The 17,791-nt window shown below is 67.0% G+C and carries 15 protein-coding genes; 7 read left to right on the top strand and 8 right to left on the bottom strand.

Annotated elements, in window-relative coordinates:
• Positions 1-1,451: 1,451 nt before the first annotated feature.
• From FXF60_RS16990 to FXF60_RS13310, 8 genes are all read right to left on the bottom strand, one after another.
• A complete protein-coding gene (locus FXF60_RS16990) occupies positions 1,452-2,327 on the bottom strand; it encodes a sulfotransferase family protein (RefSeq protein ID WP_151526466.1) in 876 nt (291 codons plus the stop codon).
• A 32-nt stretch (positions 2,328-2,359) separates the two neighbouring features.
• Complete coding sequence (locus tag FXF60_RS13340; RefSeq protein WP_151526465.1) at positions 2,360-3,550, bottom strand: glycosyltransferase family 4 protein; 1,191 nt, start codon at positions 3,548-3,550, stop codon at positions 2,360-2,362.
• Positions 3,547-4,545, bottom strand: coding sequence for a GNAT family N-acetyltransferase (locus tag FXF60_RS13335; RefSeq protein WP_151526464.1), 999 nt, complete (start codon positions 4,543-4,545; stop codon positions 3,547-3,549). The genes FXF60_RS13340 and FXF60_RS13335 overlap by 4 nt, the downstream gene beginning before the upstream one ends.
• On the bottom strand, positions 4,545-5,171 hold the full coding sequence (locus FXF60_RS13330) for a sugar transferase (RefSeq protein ID WP_302849031.1): 627 nt from the start codon (positions 5,169-5,171) through the stop codon (positions 4,545-4,547). Before FXF60_RS13330 ends, FXF60_RS13335 begins: the two co-directional genes overlap by 1 nt.
• Positions 5,155-6,099 carry a sulfotransferase gene (locus FXF60_RS13325; RefSeq protein ID WP_151526462.1) on the bottom strand — a complete coding sequence of 315 codons (945 nt, stop codon included), beginning with the start codon at positions 6,097-6,099 and terminating at the stop codon, positions 5,155-5,157. The genes FXF60_RS13330 and FXF60_RS13325 overlap by 17 nt, the downstream gene beginning before the upstream one ends.
• Positions 6,096-7,232 carry a DegT/DnrJ/EryC1/StrS family aminotransferase gene (locus FXF60_RS13320; RefSeq protein WP_151526461.1) on the bottom strand — a complete coding sequence of 379 codons (1,137 nt, stop codon included), beginning with the start codon at positions 7,230-7,232 and terminating at the stop codon, positions 6,096-6,098. Before FXF60_RS13320 ends, FXF60_RS13325 begins: the two co-directional genes overlap by 4 nt.
• Complete coding sequence (locus tag FXF60_RS13315; RefSeq protein ID WP_238335857.1) at positions 7,229-9,058, bottom strand: polysaccharide biosynthesis protein; 1,830 nt, start codon at positions 9,056-9,058, stop codon at positions 7,229-7,231. Before FXF60_RS13315 ends, FXF60_RS13320 begins: the two co-directional genes overlap by 4 nt.
• A 136-nt stretch (positions 9,059-9,194) precedes the next feature.
• Positions 9,195-9,476, bottom strand: coding sequence for a DUF4235 domain-containing protein (locus FXF60_RS13310; protein WP_151526460.1), 282 nt, complete (start codon positions 9,474-9,476; stop codon positions 9,195-9,197).
• 186 nt (positions 9,477-9,662) lie between these two features.
• Here FXF60_RS13310 and FXF60_RS13305 point away from each other — a divergent pair, with 186 nt between their 5' ends.
• The 7 genes from FXF60_RS13305 to FXF60_RS13275 all read left to right on the top strand — a co-directional run bounded on the left by FXF60_RS13305 (position 9,663) and on the right by FXF60_RS13275 (position 17,276).
• Positions 9,663-9,929, top strand: coding sequence for a hypothetical protein (locus FXF60_RS13305; RefSeq protein ID WP_151526459.1), 267 nt, complete (start codon positions 9,663-9,665; stop codon positions 9,927-9,929).
• Between the two features lie 79 nt (positions 9,930-10,008).
• The gene (locus FXF60_RS13300; RefSeq protein ID WP_151526458.1) at positions 10,009-11,190 is read left to right on the top strand and encodes a thiamine ABC transporter substrate-binding protein; all 1,182 of its coding nucleotides are present in this window, start codon (positions 10,009-10,011) and stop codon (positions 11,188-11,190) included.
• A 59-nt stretch (positions 11,191-11,249) separates the two neighbouring features.
• A complete protein-coding gene (locus FXF60_RS13295) occupies positions 11,250-12,218 on the top strand; it encodes a type IV toxin-antitoxin system AbiEi family antitoxin (RefSeq protein WP_192796745.1) in 969 nt (322 codons plus the stop codon).
• Positions 12,208-13,011 (top strand): hypothetical protein, encoded by an 804-nt coding sequence (locus tag FXF60_RS13290; RefSeq protein WP_151526456.1) that lies wholly within the window; start codon positions 12,208-12,210, stop codon positions 13,009-13,011. Before FXF60_RS13295 ends, FXF60_RS13290 begins: the two co-directional genes overlap by 11 nt.
• Positions 13,012-13,239: 228 nt before the next feature.
• On the top strand, positions 13,240-14,940 hold the full coding sequence (locus tag FXF60_RS13285; protein WP_437440871.1) for an ABC transporter permease: 1,701 nt from the start codon (positions 13,240-13,242) through the stop codon (positions 14,938-14,940).
• Complete coding sequence (locus FXF60_RS13280; protein ID WP_151526455.1) at positions 14,940-15,959, top strand: ABC transporter ATP-binding protein; 1,020 nt, start codon at positions 14,940-14,942, stop codon at positions 15,957-15,959. The genes FXF60_RS13285 and FXF60_RS13280 overlap by 1 nt, the downstream gene beginning before the upstream one ends.
• A 126-nt stretch (positions 15,960-16,085) precedes the next feature.
• Positions 16,086-17,276, top strand: a complete 1,191-nt coding sequence (locus FXF60_RS13275) for an O-succinylhomoserine sulfhydrylase (RefSeq protein WP_151526454.1) — start codon at positions 16,086-16,088, stop codon at positions 17,274-17,276.
• Positions 17,277-17,791 lie beyond the last annotated feature (515 nt).

The following is a 17,791-nucleotide window of genomic DNA, read 5'->3' as shown; positions in this document are numbered from 1 at the left end:
CCAGGAAGAGAACTGACATGCAGGGGGTCAGCTTTCACCTGCCGTCAGGGGGTCAGATTTGGCCTGCCGTTGACACGCTTACACCCGTGTGCTGGACTCAACTACGGCTCCAGGTTGGCATGCACCGAGCCTCTCTAGTCCCTGGGCTGGTGAGCCCAGGGGCCGCTTCTCGACCCTTAAGAGCGGACGCACCGCCCGATGCCTATGCGGAGGTGCACCCGCTGCAGAGCACGCTAAGGCACAGGGCTTGCCCCAGCGCGGGAAGGCGCCTGAGAAGGCCGGCTACCGCGGCGGGCAAAGCGATCTAGGAAGTCGCCGAGGCCTGCCAGACCTAGTGGCAGTAGAAGCACTAAGGGCTGAGTGCGTATCCGAACAAGGAGCCCGTAGTTGTAAGCGGCAGTTACCGAAACCACGAGGTATAACGCGACCGCGGGCAAGAACAGCGCCCATAGCCCCGGCCAGGAATTGCGCCTCACCCAGTAGATAGCGAAGAATAAGATGATCCAGGAGAAAACGGCATCAATCGCCAGCAAGAACAGCGGACCAGACCACTCCCATGGGAACGGTCCGCCAAAACTCCTTGCTACACTAAGGGGATCTATTGGCAGATCCGTCCCAGGCGCAATGCTGGTCGCTCCTCTCGCATTGGTCACCCGTAGAGACTGCAGGTCAGCTGAAGGAAGCTGTCGAAGGGCATAAGCAAGGACGGGACTTACTAGAAGCCCCGACGCTGCAAGGACAAATATTCGAGAACCAAACCGCTGGCCCTTCGAGAGCAGCAATGCCACAATTAAGGCTGCGCCAACGATGATCACTGACTCCTGCCGAGTTCCGAAGAGACCCACGACAGAGATAATCGACCATGATATCCATCTTCTCCCATCGGCGCACAGAATCACGGCCATGGCGGACAGTGCCGTGAAGAGAAAAATATACGGCTCCCGCAAGACGTCCTTGGTCCAAAACACAAGGCCAGGGACCAGAATGCCACTCCAAGCACCCAACTTCTGAGCCAGCTGCAGTCCACCTAGCAGACCAACTGTACGGGCGATGGCTAGTCCGGAAAGTGCTACCGCCAAGGCATTCAGGACCAATATCGGATACGGCGTCACGCCAAGCACGAGGTAGACTGCCGCCAAAAACCAGACGTAACCCGTTTTCCCGGGGAGTGAATCCGGCGCTGTATCAGAATCACCAGTCCAATAGGCCAACGTCCCTCGAGCTGTCTCGTCGTAGAGGCTGGCATCCACTCCCAGCCCAGTTGCATTAAAAAGGAAGAGGCCGGACACAAGGTTGAAAGAGAACACACACACAAGTGGGAAGAAGAAGCTCCTGTCGGTTCGGACACACACAACCACAAGCAGGAGCAGCGACGCCACGCCCATGACTAGTGAGGGCAAAATCGCGGCCACTTAACCTCGTTCCTTACGTATTCGCAGTAGACGACGCCTCTACGCAATCGTGTAGCCTAGTAGGGTAGCCTCGCGTGAGGTCACTTCCCACGCGCGTTCTGCCCACTCCGCTGGCCAGTTTCGCCAAGCATCGGCAGAGACGCTAAAGCCTCGCGTTCCTGCAACCCTGCCAGCCTCTCGCCCCAGATCATGATCATGGGCATGATACTTGAGTACTTCCGAGGACCACTCTAGACCGTAGTGAGACAGAACATCCCGCAAGATTCTCTCAGGTTGCGCGCACAGATCTTCGTAGCGCATGGCCAAGGTTGATTCGGCGTGTGACTCGCTCTCCTGGATGAGCAGCTTAGTATTGGCGCGCCAGTATTCGGCCGCAGCCGCGATCAATTCTTCTCCGTGTATCGACACGCGCAATGCAGGATGACAGAAGCTCCCGCCACGCGTGAAGGAATGAATCTGATCCAATGGGTGTCGGTGCATTATCACCATTCTCGAATCGGGAAAGAGCGCATATATCGATGCGGGACTCTCTGCGTTGCGCGGTGACTTGTCGACCCACCCGGCGGAAGCGTCCCTGCCTGCCGCGTAAGTGTCAAGTGGCCGACGAGCTGCATCTGCGAGAACTCTCCGCGCGTCTTCTGCGTCGTAGCCCAAGTCGCGGTAGCCGGCTAGTGACTGCTGATCCTCCAGAATCTTGGCGAGCAGGCCAATGAAATCAGTCTCCGGAGGGACGGCTAGCTGGGGATGTGAGTCGAGGCAGTATCTCAGCAGGGTTGTTCCAGACCTATAAAGAGATAAGATGAAGCGCGGTGGGGTTTCTGCGGGTCTAGACTCCTCGTGGATTAATCGGACGCGAGTTCGCCCGCGGATAATTTCGCCGTATGCGCGTCTAGCAGATTCTTTGACCCTCTTCATGGACGAGTGCCTGCCTAGGCGTGAGGTTATGTTCAAGAGTCCTCCACGTTGCGTGGTCTACTTTTTGGAGAGATGGTGTTGCGCTTGCTTACAGCGCGAGATTCTAGGTAGTAGTGCCGCCAGTCTCGTCGAACTGTATTCTGATCGTACCTCGCGGCCACGAAGGCCCGGGCGCACTGACCAAATCGTCGCCTCTTGTCTGTGTTGTCAACCAAGTCGCGCAGCGCGTCGATAAAGGCGGCGGTGTCGCCCTGCGCAACCAGTCGTCCATTGGACTCGTCCTGAACCAGATCTCGAGTTCCTGTGGCATCCATGGCGACTGTTGGGGTTCCGCTTGCTGAAGCCTCAAGAATGACAGTAGGGAGTCCTTCTCTCCGGGTTGGGAGGGCGAACACGTCGCTAACGGCGTACAGAGGGCGCATGTCGTCAAGACGACCCACGAGGATTACGTTGGGACTGTCGTTGAGACGCTGCAGTATTCGGACGTCTTCTTGATTCGCGGGTTCTGGCCGTCCCGCGAGCAAGAATTGCACGTATGGCAGATTTCTCGCAGCATCGGCCATGACGCCAATGCCTTTGTCATGCGTCAACCGAGCTGCAAAGCCGATGGTAGGGCGCGTTGGATCGATTGCGTAGTGCGCGCGAAACAAATCAAGATTCGCCGGAGTGGGAAGCTGGAAGAACTCTTTGTCAACGCCGTCGGGGGATCCGTGGCCGACCACATCGATTGCTTTCTTCGGGACGCCTATCGCGGACAGCCCATGTCGCACTGACTCGCTAACAGCTGCAGTATCCGTTGCTACTTTGCAGAGCATGAACTCAAGGAGTTGTTGACTCTTCTTTCGCCAGCCCGACATCCCTTCATGGCGTAGGCCATGGACAATGTAGACCCGGCGAGGGACTCGCGCGCACCAACTCGCTACTAGTAGGAGCATCGACATCTTCGGTGTTCCTGCGCTCACGATATTTGGTGCCACGGATCGTACGATGCGGTAGACGGCCAGGAGTGCTTTGAGGTCACGGAGCGGGGCAGGCTGCCGGCTTAGCGGAATGGTGTGGAGAGTTGTCTGGTTTCTGTCGGCTAGTTCTTGGAGTAGGCTACCCTGTCCATCGCCGCACAGCAGATGCACCTGACAGCCAGCGCTAGCGAGTTCGTGGAGATGGCCGTCCAAGAACGCATGCGCCGTATTTTCGGAAGTGACTCCGAAGAGAATTTTCGTCATGACTCAGCCCTCGCCGGCGGGGCGTGCCACGGGGGGAAGTAGTCCGTAGACGGCACCTCGGACGACAAGCTCGCAAACGCCGAGGAATCGATGACGGCAGTGCGGAGCTGCATCACCGCGGTCGAGCTGGTGCAGCGGCTCTTGAACCTGGCCAGGGCGTCGTCACCTCCGAGTCCGCCACCCAGGTGCAGGGTGAAGGGGGTCGGCAACATCTCACGCTTGGCGAACTCGATGATCGCATTGGTCGCCTGAGCGCGTCGGCCCTGCACGGTCGCTCCGGAGAGGTGGTAGTGGAGGCGGCTTCCCCAGGCCAGGAAGATGGCCCCCGCAACCACGTCCCCATCGATCGAGGCCAGGACGAGTCTGAGGGCTCGGCCAGGTAGCTGCAGAAGCCGACGGTAGTACTCGTCCGGGAGGCGTAGCGAGCCGCGAGCCCCGACTCGGGCCATGGTCTCGTCGTAGATCTCTCGGAAGGGGTGATCGGCCGTCACCAGGCCCGCAGGATCGGTCTCGGCGACGCTGACGCCGGACCTGTCTGCCTTGCGGCAGGCGGTGCGGTGAGCGCCCGAGACGGCCGCGAACTCGCTGTCTACGTCATGGATGTGGGACAAGAAGGTCGGGTGATCGCGGAGATGCGACGTGGTCTCCACGAGGGCGCCCTGCGGATCAAGCGGGGAGAGCCGGAAGACCTCAGCCACGAGTCCTCGCGCCCTGGCCGCAGCGATGTAGGCGTGTCGGAAGGCCGTGACCGACTCTGGTGACGTGCCGTCGGGCACAGAGATGCCGCCGTACCCGTAGGGCGTCACCGTGTCGTACATCCGCGGACCACCAGCTTCGCGGCGGATGTAGGGGTAGACGATGCCGGTGCTCTGATCGGCGGCGCACTCCCACCTGCCACCGTCGATCAGCTCCGCGCTGTGCCCGTAGGCCGAGTGCGCGTAGACATCGGCGACGGCAATCCCTGGGTCGTGCTGATGAAAGGAGATCACAGGCATCACGCCGGCTGCTGGAGGTCGTCGACGGCATGAGCGTTGCGGTCGGCCGACACCGTGGGTCGCAGCAGGGCGAGTGGTGTGCGAAGGAGGGTGCTCAGGTAGAGGCGAACCGACGCCGTGTCGGACCAGCGGGTGTCCAGGGCCAGACGCTCCGACCAAAGGACGGTGTTGCGGCCGGCGATCTGCGCCAGGCCGGTGAGGCCTGGCCGGGTCCGGAATCGTGGGTGGCTCGCGCCTTCCGGGAACCGGTCCACCCAGCTGGGCAGCACCGGCCGGGGGCCCACCAGGCTCATATCGCCTCGGATCACGTTGGCTATCTGCGGAAGCTCGTCCAGCCCGGTTCGCCTCAGCAGCGCGCCCGTCGGAGTCACGCGCTGGCGGGTCGGCGCACCGCTGTCATCCAGGTAGGAGTCGGCATCGTTGATCATCGTGCGGAACTTGTACGCGGTGAACGGCTCGGCGTGCAGACCTGCTCGCTCCTGCGTGAAGATCACCGGTGCGCCCTGCGCGACTCGGCACAGCAGGGCACAGCCTGCGAGGAGCGGTCCCCAACCGGGAGCGGTGAGCCCCACGACGGCCAGGTCCAGGATCCGCAGAGACCTGTTGCTGTCAGTTCGGAGAGTCACAAGTCGTCTGTCCCAGATAGTGGTCGAGGTAAGTCAGGAGGGCACGTCGGTCCATGGCCGGTAGCGAGTGTAGTGAGTCCTGCGGCTGGCGAGGCTGCGGCCATGCCCTCTGCACATCTGGCGCTACGTCAAGGTGGTCCAGGACTCGAGGGAGCTCTTGGGCTGGATTGCGACAGAGCTGCTCGTAGGTGACCACCAGGGTCTCGGCCCGGTCTCGGATGCCGCTGCTCTCGATGGCCCGCTGGACGTGGGCGACCTGGAAAGCCACCCTCTCGAGGTCGCTGGAGAAAGCAGGCCACGGGCCAGGGGGCGCGATGCCGAACCACGATGACTCAGGGATCTCAAGAGATCTGCGCGTTCGCACCAGGCTCGCGGCAACCTGATCGAGCGAGCGCTCGACGAGGAGGTACCGCTGAGCACCGACCTCGGAGAGGTAGTCGAGATGGGCGGGCACCAAGAAGTTCTTGTAGACCGTCGGAGCCTGGAATATGGACGAGATCGCGTCCAACGCCCTCCGGAGGTCCGCTGGCGGTCTTGCTGATCCAGAAGGCTCCAAGGCGTTGGTGTCGTGGCCGAGCGCGTCTCGCCAGAAGTATCCGAACTCGTGGGGATCCAAGGGCTCCGGAGTGCGGCCGGCCACGGAGTTCAGTGACGTCGTGCTGGCTGTCACAGACAGTTGCCTCTGGAGTCGGGCTCCTACCCATGGGCTGCGCCAGAAGAGAGCCATCAGATTGCTGGGGTAGCCGACCCGACCGGACGCCGCGAGTGCCTGGAAGAGAAAGGTCGTGCCAGATCGAGGAAGCCCGACGACATGCCCCGAGGGAAAGGTCGGCCCGATGACCTCGCCGACAGAAAACTCGGCCGCGATCGTGATGTTCAGCCGATCGAGAAAGGCTTCGAACCCCGCATCCTTCTCCGCGTACCTCATCGCAGCGAGATCAGCGCATCGCGTAGAGCCGCGATGACCGTGTCGATGTCGTCGTCCGTCAGAGCAGAACCGCTGGGCAGGGTCAGCCCACGCCGGAACAGACTCTCTCCGTGAGTGGAGCCGAAGAAGCGGTCAGAGGTGTAGACCGGCTGCAGATGCATCGGCTTCCACAGATGACGTGCTTCGATTCCTCGCCCCTCCAAGTCTGCGAGAACGTCGTTGACGTCGATTCGGTTGCTCTCGATGACTGCGGTGGTCAGCCAGCAGTTGTCGGACTCGTCGCCGCGCTCCGGGCGGACGCCGAGGAAGCGGAGCGGAAGGTCGGCCAAAGCCTCGACGTAGCGCCGGCGGATGCTGTGCCTGCGCTGGATCATGCGATCGAGCCTGGTGAGTTGACCACGGCCGAGAGCGGCCAGGATGTTCGACATCCGGTAGTTGTAGCCCACTTCTGTGTGCTCGTACCACGGCACCGGCTCCCTGGCCTGGGTGGACAGCTTGCGGGCGTGCTCGATGAGCCGCGAGTCGTCGCTCAGCAGCATGCCTCCGCCGGACGTCGTCATGATCTTGTTGCCGTTGAAGGAGAGGGCTGCCGCGGCGCCGAACGACCCCGCCGGACGCCCGCGATAGGTGGCTCCGAGTGACTCTGCGGCGTCCTCCAGGAGCGGCACTCCGCGAGCCCCGAGGTCAGACTCGATCTGGTCGTAGTCGCAGGCGCGTCCGAAGAGATCGACCGTCATGGCCGCCACGACCTGCGTGCCCTCAGCCCTGAGCGTGTCGACCGCCTCGATCAGCAGGTCGGGGTCCACGTTCCCGTCCTCCACCTGGCAGTCGACGAAGACCGTCTCAGCTCCTGTGTAGGCCACCGCGTTCGCCGACGCGGCGAAGGTCATGCTCGGTAGCACCACTGCGGTGCCGGGTCGTGCGCCAAGATCCAGAAGCGCCAGGTGGAGAGCAGCGGTGCCGGAGGCCAGCGCCAACGCGTGACGTACGCCGACCCGTTCGGCTACCTCTCGCTCGAACGCGTCGACGTCTGGTCCGAGGGGCGCCACCCATCCCGAGCGCAGGGCAGCGAGAACGAACTCCTCCTCGACCTCGGTGATGTCAGCCTTGGAGAGGTGGATCCGATCGGTCACTCCGCAGGCTCCAGGGCGGTCGTGGGTGAGTTCTCGACGTGCGCAGCAAGCCACGCCGCAGCTTGGTCCGCTGTACTGAAGGAGCGTGGGCGCACCAGTTCTGGCGCGATGCGCGGGACGTTCACTGCCGTGATCAGGGGGTGCTCGGTCTCGCGGAACACCTCGCCGTCGGTGAAGAGCACCTCGCTCAGCTTCTCGCCGGGGCGCAGCCCGGTGAAGCGGATCTCGATGTCCTTGCCCGAGGTGCGGATCAGGTCACGTGCGACGTCGACGATCTTGACCGGGGTGCCCATGTCGAGGACCAGCACGTCTCCGTCCCGGCCGATCGCACCGGCCTGGAGGACCAGCTGAGAGGCCTCGGGGATGAGCATGAAGTAGCGCTCCACGTCCTGGTGCGTCACCGTCACCGGACCGCCCTGGCGGATCTGCTCGGTGAACGCGGGGATGACCGAGCCGCGAGACCCGAGCACGTTGCCGAAGCGTACGGAGACATAGCGCCCCGGCTCGCGGTGGGCGAACTCGGCCGTCAGCCGCTCCGCCATCCGCTTGCTCGTGCCCAGGACCGAGGTCGGGCTGGCAGCCTTGTCGGTGGAGATGTTGACGAACGTCCCCACACCGTTCTGCGCGGCGGCGTGCAGCACGTTGAGGGTGCCGAGCACGTTGGTCTGCCAGGCCTCCTTGGGGTAGCGCTCCAGCAGGCTCAGGTGCTTCAGCGCCGCAGCGTGGAAGACGACGTCCGGCTTGCAGGTGGCGAACTGCGTCTGCAGATTGTCGCCGTCGCGGATGTCTGCCAGCAAGAGGTCCTCACCCTCGAGGAGCCCGCGACCCGTCAGAGACAGCTGCACAGCGTGCAGCGCAGACTCGTCCCGGTCGAGCATGACCAGCCGGGCGGGGGAGAACTTGGCGATCTGACGGCACAGCTCAGACCCGATCGACCCTCCTGCGCCGGTGACGAGCACCACCTTGCCGGTGAGATGCTCGGAGATGGCCTCCTGGTCCAGCTGGACGGCGCGGCGCCCCAGCAGGTCCTCCAGGTTGATGTCGCGAAGGTCGGTGGCCTTGGGGTCGGCTTGACGAAGCCAGTCCCCGATGGGAGGCAGCACCTGCAGCTTCAGCTCGAGCTCGCGCGCCTCGTGCTGCACAGCCCGCAGCAGCTCCGGCGTGGCGTGCGGCACGGCCACCGCGAGGTAGGTCGCCCCCGTCTTCTCGACCGCCCACGCCAGCTTGGCGAAGGTGCCCACCACCGGGACCCCCTCGATCTTCAGCCGGCGCTTGCTGCGGTCGTCGTCGAGGAGGGCGACCGGCGTGAACTGGGAGCGGTCGTCGTGCAGCATGTTGTGCACCAGGCGGCGGCCGGCGAGGCCGGCGCCGAAGACGATGACGCGCTCGCCCTCCGGGTTCCGGCTCACCAGGCGCGAGCGGTAGGTGCGCACCAGGAAGCGCGAGGCCAGCATGAAGACGATGGCCAGGGCCGGCGCGAGCAGCGCGGCCGACCGCGGTAGGAAGATGGCGGGGGTCATCCAGGCGATCGCGACGAGGATCAGGGCGGCCATGCCGGCCGTCTTCACCACGGCCGTGACCTCGTCGAAGCTCCCTCGCATGTGCTTCACCATGTAGGGGCCGCCTGCGATGCCGACGGCAGCGTGCAGCGTCGCCGCGAGACCCGCCGCCATCCACAAGTTGGGGTCCGTCAGGACCTCGAGACTGGCACCACCGCGGGTCCAGATGGCGATGAAGAGCGCCAAGACCCAGCACAAGCCGTCGCAGAGCAGCCAGAATGCGCGGATGGCGACTTCGCGGAGACTCTTCTGGGGGACGTTCGGCATCGACGACTCTCCGAGGGAAATGTTCGGGACGCGCGACAGTATGGTGTAAAGGCCGAGGTCAGCGCAACTAGGGCCCCACCCGGCTCAAAAGCCCCGATTCACTGCTCGCAAAACTGGAAGAACAGTCAAGAAATGTTCAACTAGTCTGCTGGGCGACCTGCTCCGAGCTCTTGCGGCTCGCCTTGGCGATCACCTTGCTGGACTCCCTGTTGGCCAGCATCCGCGCCAGCCCGACGAGAGCACCGGACAGCACCGCGAAGGCCACGGCCTCCTTGAGGTCGATCTCCGGGTCCTCCGGGTTCGTCGGGGAGTCGTTGCCCGTGACGAACTTCCAGGTGCCGTCCGTGGCCTTGCGCGCGATGGTGCTGGCCGCGAGCACGGCACCGACGGTGAGGATCTTGGCGACGAGGTTGCCCATGAGGCGATCCTGCCACACCGGCGGGGCCGCGGGTCCACAGGTCCATCGCCTCACCCCGTGGGGTGAACTCGACGTCGTTGACGTCCTTGCTATGGTCTGAAGGGCTTTCTTCCCCTGGCAATGACGTCAGGGTTGATGCGTGCCCATTGTCCCTGAGCCAGCACCGGAGAGGTTGACCGCCGAACTATGCCGTTCGAGCTGCCAGCATGGGTCGTCGTGTGCCTGTGGATCCTCCTGGCGCTGGCGGGGCTGGGCATCCTGGTCGGGATGAGCCGCAACGTGCTGCGGGGGGCCGATGTCGTGCTCGGGCCACCTCGGGAGGATGACGAGGACGACCGCGACGACCAGCCGAGTCAGGACGCCGCACCCGGCCAGGGCCCCGCGGCGGAGGACGGGCCGGATGACGGTGATATCGTCGACGACGACCACGACAGGGGAGCGCCAGAGCGCTGAGAGTGCGGCACCCGCCGCAGACCCTCGAACCTGCACCGGCTAGCACCGGCGAAGGAAGTCGATGAGGAGACGCAGCACCATGACCCATACCCGTCCACGACGGACCACCACTGCCCTGACCCTGGCCATCGCGGCCGGCCTGACGCTCACCTCGTGCACCCTCACGGGCGGCGGAGATGACGAGCCCAGCGCGAGCGAGTCGGCTGACACCTCGGGAGCGGAGGGCAGCACCGACGACGGCGCCGGCGACGGGGGAGACGAGCAGGAGGAGACCGCCGCCGCCCCGGCCCCCGCCGACACCGGCACCGTGGTGCTCACCGCCCACGACTCCTTCACCCTGCCGGACGAGCTGATCGCCGCTTTCGAGGCCGACACCGGATACGAGCTGGAGATCCAGCTGGCCGGGGACGCCGGTCAGATGGCCAACCAGATCGTGCTCACCGCCGGCAACCCCACCGCCGACGTCGTCTTCGGGGTCGACACCACCTTCGCCAGCCGGGTGGTCATGGCCGAGGCGCTCGAGGCATACCGCCCCGAGTCGGTGCCCGAGTCGGCCACCCAGCACGACCTGACCGAGGGCGGCGAGGCCTACCTCACCCCGGTCGACTACGGCGACGTCTGCGTCAACATCGACACCCAGTGGTTCGCGAACCAGGGCATCGAGCCGCCGCAGACCCTGGCCGACCTCACCCGGCCGCGCTACGAGGATCTCTTCGTCACGCCCGGTGCCAGCACCTCCAGCCCGGGCATGGCCTTCCTCCTGGCGACGATCGGCGAGTTCGGCCCCGGGCAGTGGCAGGGCTACTGGAGCGACCTGATGGACAACGGCGCCAAGGTCACCAGCGGCTGGACCGACGCCTACACCGTCGACTTCACCGCCGGCGGCGGCGACGGCGACCGTCCGATCGTCCTCTCGTATGCCTCCAGCCCGCCGTTCACCATCCCCGAGGGCGGCTTCGAGCCGACCACGACCGCACTGCTCGACACCTGCTTCCGCCAGGTGGAGTATGCCGGTGTCCTCGCCGGCACGGACAACCCCGAGGGCGCCCAGGCGGTGGTCGACTGGCTGATCAGCCCCGAGGTGCAGGCCGCCATCCCCGACGCGATGTATGTCTTCCCGGTCGACGACCAGGTCGCGCTGCCCGACATCTGGGCCCAGTGGGCGCAGGTGGCGGAGGACCCGATCGTGGTCGCTCCCGGCCAGATCGAGGCCGAGCGCGAGACCTGGCTGCGCGAGTGGGCGGACATCGCCACCGGATGAGCGAGGGACTTATCTAGTCCTGTGTTCAATTTTTTCACATGTTCACGTATTCTGAACACATGGGCAATTCTGAACACACGCTGATGAGTGTCATCACCGAACGCCTACGGCGGGAGGGGCTCTCCTGCGCGTGGTCGGGATCGGCGGTCGAGGGCCGGAGCAGAGATGCCACTCTCCGCGTTACCTGGGATGGCGGCGACGCGCGTTTCGACGCCGCGGTCCAACCGACCTTGAGCCCAGGAGCAGTAGCCCTGCTGCCACCGGGCGAGGGCAGAGTCATGGTGACGAACAAGGTCAGTGCCGCCACGCGGGAAGCACTCGACGACCGAGGCTGGTACTTCCTCGATCGGGCCGGCAACGGCCATCTCGCAGCTCCCGGGCTCATCTTTCGAGTTGAGGGGCAGCGCGCCGGAGGGGGCACGAGGCTGTCTGCTGCGGCTCCCTTCACCGCTACCGGGATACCAGTGACCTTCACCCTCCTGGTCCGCGGGGGTCTACGGGAGATCGGTACTCAACGCGACCTCGCAGACCTGGCGCAGGTCTCTCTGGGGACAGCCAACGGCGTGGTCCGGGCACTGCGCGATGATGGGCACCTGACCACGGGTGGACTCCTGGAGCGAGAAGATCTGCTGAAGCAGCGCTGGATCGATGCCTACCTGATCCAGCAGCAAAAGGTCGCGCCAGGGGAGAAGTACTCCTCCCCACGGTGGACGGTGCCTGATGACGCACTCGATGTCGTCGACGGGGCCTACGCAGGGTCTGAGCTGGCCGCGGCTGCGACGGGCCGTTCGATCCGACCGGTGACTGCCTTGCTCTACTGCGACCAGAGGTCGCGGGCTGACCTGATCGTGGCGGGTCGGCTCCGCCGCGATGCCACTGGCTGGATCGAGTTGCGCAGAAGCTTCTGGGCTGACGACCTTCTGCGCGGCCAGCGCTCGGTTCCCGACTTTCTCATCGCTGCCGACCTCGCCGCCGACGGAGATCCGCGGCTGGCTGATCTCGCGAGGCAGATGACCCATGCCGGATGACGTCCTCGACCTCGCGAACCATGCCTCGCTCCCGGTGGCGGTCCCCGTGGTCGAAGCGCTCCAGCGGCGTGCGGACAGTCAGGGTGTGTCCATGGTCATGATCGGCGCTGCGGCCCGGGACATCGTTGTCCACGCTCCACTACAGCAGCACTCCACTCGCTCGACCAAGGACATCGACATCGCCGTCGGTGTGAGTAGCGATGGATACCGCAGGTTCACAGCGGGCCTGCTGCCTCTGGGTGGCGGCGGACACAAGTTTGTCGTGGACGGAGCCGAGGTCGACGTCGTGCCCTTCGGGGATGTCGAGCGCGATCGCCAGGTCCATCTGGGCGACGGGTTTCGTCTCGATGTCAACGGCGTAGCTGAGGCGCGAGCGACGGCCGTACGCGTCCGACTGGCGCCGCACCTGGTGGTGGCGGTGGCCTCCCTCCCAGCTCAAGCCGCTCTCAAGGTACTGGCCTGGAGAGATCGTCAGTTCGACAACCCGAAGGATGCGCAGGATCTGCACGAGATCCTGACTGCTGCGGGCCAGCTGCCACACTCCGAGGCCACATGGGCGGAAGGTGAGTTGCTTCGGCGCTGGGACTACGACATCGCTCTGGCGTCAGCTTGTCATGTCGGTCTGCTTGCTGCTCGCCCCTTCGCCGTCCGGGACGGCACCAGGCTTCTGGAGGTGCTCGACGAGGAGGAGTCGATCGAGCGGCTGGTACGCCGGATGGGTGGCCTAGCGTCGCAGGACCTGCTGCGGGCGTTTACCGCGGGCTTTCGTGAGGCTCTCCTCACGAGGGATTGACTCGCTCATCGCGCAGCGATCATCGGCTCGTCGGTGCTCAGGCCGGTGGTCGCCGGCCACGCATGCGCTGCATCACCCGCACGCCCACGCGCCGGCGGGGTTCGTCCTGGCTGACGAGGACTTGTAGGGTGACGACGAACGACAGGGGAGCCTCGAGCTGAGAGTGCGGTGACCGGCCGCAGACCCTTAGAGCACCTGCTCCGGCTAGCACCGGCGAAGGGAGTCGACGTGAGTCCGCCAGCCGCGCCCGCAGCTCGTCATACGCGGCGAGCGCCGTCGGCATACCTCACCAGGCCCGGGATCGCCCTGGGGCTGGCCGCGCTGATCCCGGTCGCCTTCCTCGCGGTCTTCTTCGTGCTGCCGGTGGGCGGGATGCTCGCGCGGGGGTTGTGGCCCGAGGGGCGCCTCGACCTGTCCGGCGTGCCCGAGGTGCTGGGCCGCGCGCGGACGCTGCGGGTGCTGGGCTTCACCCTGGTCAGCTCCCTGGCGGGCACGGTCGTGACCCTGCTGCTGGGACTGCCGGTGGCGTTCGCGCTCTACCGCCTGCGCTTCCCCGGGCGCGGGCTGCTGCGGGCGGTGGTGGTGATGCCCTTCGTGCTTCCGACCGTGGTCGTGGGCGTCATGTTCCGCTCGCTGCTGGCCTCGGGCGGCCCGCTCGGCGGCCTCGGGCTCGACGGCACCTGGGTCCCGATCCTGCTGGCCTTCGTCTTCTTCAACCTGGCGGTCGTGGTGCGCACGGTCGGCGGGCTGTGGGAGGGCATGGACCGGCGGGCGGAGGAGTCCGCGGCCACGCTCGGTGCCTCTCCCTGGCAGGTCTGGCGCACGGTCACCCTGCCTGCGCTCGCGCCGGGCATCATCTCCGCGGCCACCCTCGTCTTCCTCTTCTGCTCCACCGCCTTCGGCGTCGTGCTCACCCTCGGCGGGTTGCGCTACGGCACCATCGAGACCGAGATCTACCTGCTGACGGTGCAGTTCCTCGACCTGCAGGGCGCGGCGGTGCTCTCCGTGCTGCAGCTGGTCGCCGTCGTGGCGATGCTGGCCGTGGCCTCCCGCACCCGGAGCCGGCGTGAGCAGGTGCTGCGGCGGGTGGGTGACCGGGCGGCCGCGCGCCGTCCCCGTCGCGACGACATACCCGCCCTGGCCGTCACCGGCCTCGTGGTCGCCTTCGTCCTCGCGCCGGTCGGAGCCCTCGTCGCCCGCTCGCTGCGCGTCGGGCAGGGCTGGGGGCTGGCGCACTACCGCGCCCTCACCGACCCCGAGGCGACGAGCGCGCTGCGGGTGAGCGTCACCGAGGCGATGGCCAACTCGCTGCGCACCGCGGTGGACGCGACGGTGCTGGCCATGGTGCTCGGGCTGGTCGTGGCGGTGCTGGTGTCCCGCCGACCGAGGTCGGTCGGCTGGTCACGCCTCGTGTCGACCCTGGACGGCGCCTTCATGCTGCCGCTCGGGATCTCCGCGGTCACCGTGGGCTTCGGCTTCCTCATCACCCTGGACCGGCCGCCCCTGGACCTGCGGACCTCGCCGATCCTCGTGCCGATCGCGCAGGCCATGGTGGCGCTGCCGCTCGTCGTCCGCACCCTCGCGCCCGTCCTGCGCTCGGTCGACCCGCGGCAGCGGGAGGCGGCCGCGGCCCTGGGCGCCGGGCCCTGGCGCGCCGCGTGGACGGCCGAGGCGCCGGTGCTCGCCCGGCCGCTGCTCGCGGCGACCGGCTTCGCCTTCGCCGTGTCGCTGGGGGAGTTCGGCGCCACCAGCTTCCTGGCGCGGCCGGACCGCCCGACGGTCCCCGTCGTGATCTACCAGCTCATCTCCCGGCCGGGCGCCGAGCACCTCGGCATGGCGCTCGCCGCCAGCGTCCTGCTCGCCCTGGTGACGGTCGTGGTCATGGGCGTGGTCGAGCGGCTCCGCGTGGGATCGGTCGGTGCCTTCTGATGCTGGAGCTCACCGATCTCACCGTCGCCTTCCCGGGCGCCACCGCCGTCGACGACGTGTCGCTGCAGGTGGCCGAGGGTGACGTGCTCGCCGTGCTCGGGCCCTCGGGCTGCGGCAAGTCGACGCTGCTGCGCGCCGTCGCCGGGCTGGAGCGCCCCGCCGCCGGCTCGATCGCGTGGCGCGGCGCCGACCTCGCTGGCGTGCCCACGCACGAGCGTGGCTTCGCGTTGATGTTCCAGGACGGGCAGCTCTTCGCCCAGGGCAGCGTGGCCGACAACATCGGCTACCCGATGCGGCTGCGTGGGGTCGGTCGACGGGCCCGGGCGACCCGGGTCGCCGAGCTGCTGGAGCTGGTCGGGCTGCCGGGGTATGCCGACCGCCGCCCGCCGACGCTCTCCGGCGGCGAGCAGCAGCGGGTGGCGCTGGCGCGGTCGTTGGCCGCGGACCCTCAGCTGCTGCTGCTGGACGAGCCGCTCAGCTCACTGGACCGGGCCTTGCGGGACCGCCTGGCCGGCGACCTGCGGGAGATCCTGGTCTCCACCGGCACCACCGCGGTGCTGGTGACCCACGACCACGACGAGGCCTTCACCGTCGCGGACCGGATGGCGGTGATGCTGGACGGCCGGATCGCCCAGGAGGGGCCCTCGACGGAGGTCTGGCGCCGGCCCGTCTCCCGCGAGGTGGCGTCCTTCATCGGCTTCGAGACGGTCCTCACCGGGGCCGCCGCGGACGCCCTGCGCGCCCACCTCCCCGACCCCCACCGAGCGTCGCGTGTGGTTGGCCCAGACCCGGCCGACCCGGTCCTCGCCCTGCGCCGCAGCGCCCTGCGCGTCGACCCGGCCGGGCCGCTGCGCGGGTCCGTCCTGCGCTCCACGACCGTGTCCGACGCCGTGCACCTCGAGGTCGAGGTCGACGGTCTGGGCCGGGTCGCCGCGATCTCGGCCGACCTCGGTCCGCACCCCGGGGACAGCGTGCGCCTCGCGGTGGATCCACGCGGCGTGGCGAGCCTGCCCGACTGACCTGCGGGACGCCGACCAGCGCCCCGCAGACTCTTCGGCACCAGCTCTGACCTGCGCGGACGGCATACCGGCGGGCGCCGGAGGCGATGCGGCGGGAGCACGGCGGTGGGCCTAGATTGGACCCCCATGGACACCCCCGACGGATGGCGGCCGGACACCCTTGCAGTGCGCGGCGGCCTGATGCGCAGCCCGTTCGAGGAGACCGCCGAGGCGCTCTACCCGACGTCGGGCTACGTCTACCCGAACGCCGAAGAGGCGCAGGCGGCGTTCGCCGAGGAGATCGAGCGCTTCGTCTACACCCGCTACGGCAACCCCACGGTCGCGATGCTCGAGGAGCGGATGCGGCTGATGCACGGGGCGGAGGCGGCGCAGGCCACCGCCTCCGGGATGTCCGCCGTCTTCACCGCCCTCGGCGGACTCTGCGCGGCCGGGGACAGGATCGTCGCGAGCCGGGCGCTCTTCGGCTCCTGCTTCGTCATCATCGACGAGGTGCTGCGCCGGTGGGGTGTGGAGAGCACCTTCGTCGACGGGCGCGACCTGGAGGCCTGGCGCGAGGCCCTGGCCACACCTGCCGCGGCAGTCTTCTTCGAGACGCCCAGCAACCCCACCCAGGAGCTCGTCGACATCGCGGCGGTGAGCGAGCTCGCGCACGCCGCCGGGGCGGCGGTCGTGGTGGACAACGTCTTCGGGACCCCCGTCTTCTCCCAGCCGCTGGAGCACGGCGCCGACATCGTCGTCTACTCCACGACCAAGCACATCGACGGCCAGGGCAGGGTCATGGGCGGGATGATCCTCGGCCCCACCGAGCTGGTGGGCGGGCCCATCCAGACGCTGCTGCGGCACACCGGGCCGGCGATGTCGCCGTTCAACGCCTGGGTGACGCTCAAGGGACTGGAGACCATGACCCTCCGGGTCGAGCGGCAGGCGGCCACCGCCCTGGCGCTGGCGCGCGAGCTCGAGGCCGACCCCAGAGTGCGTGCGGTGCACCACCCGTGGCTCGAGTCGCACCCGCAGGCCGAGCTGGCCCGGCGTCAGATGAGCGGCGGTGGGACGGTGGTGACGTTCACCCTCGACGCCGGCCAGGCGGAGACCTTCGCCTTCATGAACGCGCTGCGGGTCGTCGACATCTCCAACAACCTGGGCGACACCAAGTCGCTCACCACCCACCCGGCGACCACGACGCACCGTCGGCTGCCGGAGGAGGCACGCCGCGCGGCCGGGATCACCGAGGGCACGATCCGGCTCTCCGTGGGCCTGGAGGACCCCGACGACCTGCGCGAAGACCTGGCCCTGGGCTTCGCCGCGGCCTTCGGCTGAGCACCGGTCCCCGCAGGCCCCACGCGTGACACCAGCCCCCTAGGGTTCGACTCGTCGCTATGCGGCCCACGAGCGCGCGACCACGCGTCACCCGTCGCCCACGAGGCCAGGGATCGTCGCGTCGTCCGACCTCAGGTCCATCTCCTCACCCTGCACGCGGCCCGTGTTGGCCGACCGTGGTGGGTCGTACTCACCTCCCCATCCTTCTCAGTGGCGGCATGGGGGACGTGGGGGCGGCGTGGGCTTGCGTTGATTCGAACATGTGTGCTAAGTTCGAGGTATTGGAGGGAGGGGCGATGGATCGACGACTCAGGGTTCTAGGGGCCGCGCACGAGCGGCCGCGTGGGTCGACCGTGTGCGAGGCGCGGCTGCAGCGACTCGTGCAGTCCCACCCGCGGGTGCAGACGTCCTCGCCCGGGGGATGTCGCGTGGTCCTGGAGCTGGCTGGCCCCTCTGCTGCTCCACCTGATCCCTCCCCTCCACAGTCCTTGTCGACTCCACCACAGCCGTCGTCG

It is taken from the genome of Serinicoccus kebangsaanensis (assembly GCF_008919445.1).
Classification (GTDB): Bacteria; Actinomycetota; Actinomycetes; order Actinomycetales; family Dermatophilaceae; genus Ornithinicoccus; species Ornithinicoccus kebangsaanensis.
Note: the sequence above shows the minus strand (reverse complement) of the source record. Positions and strands in the feature narration are given on the sequence as shown.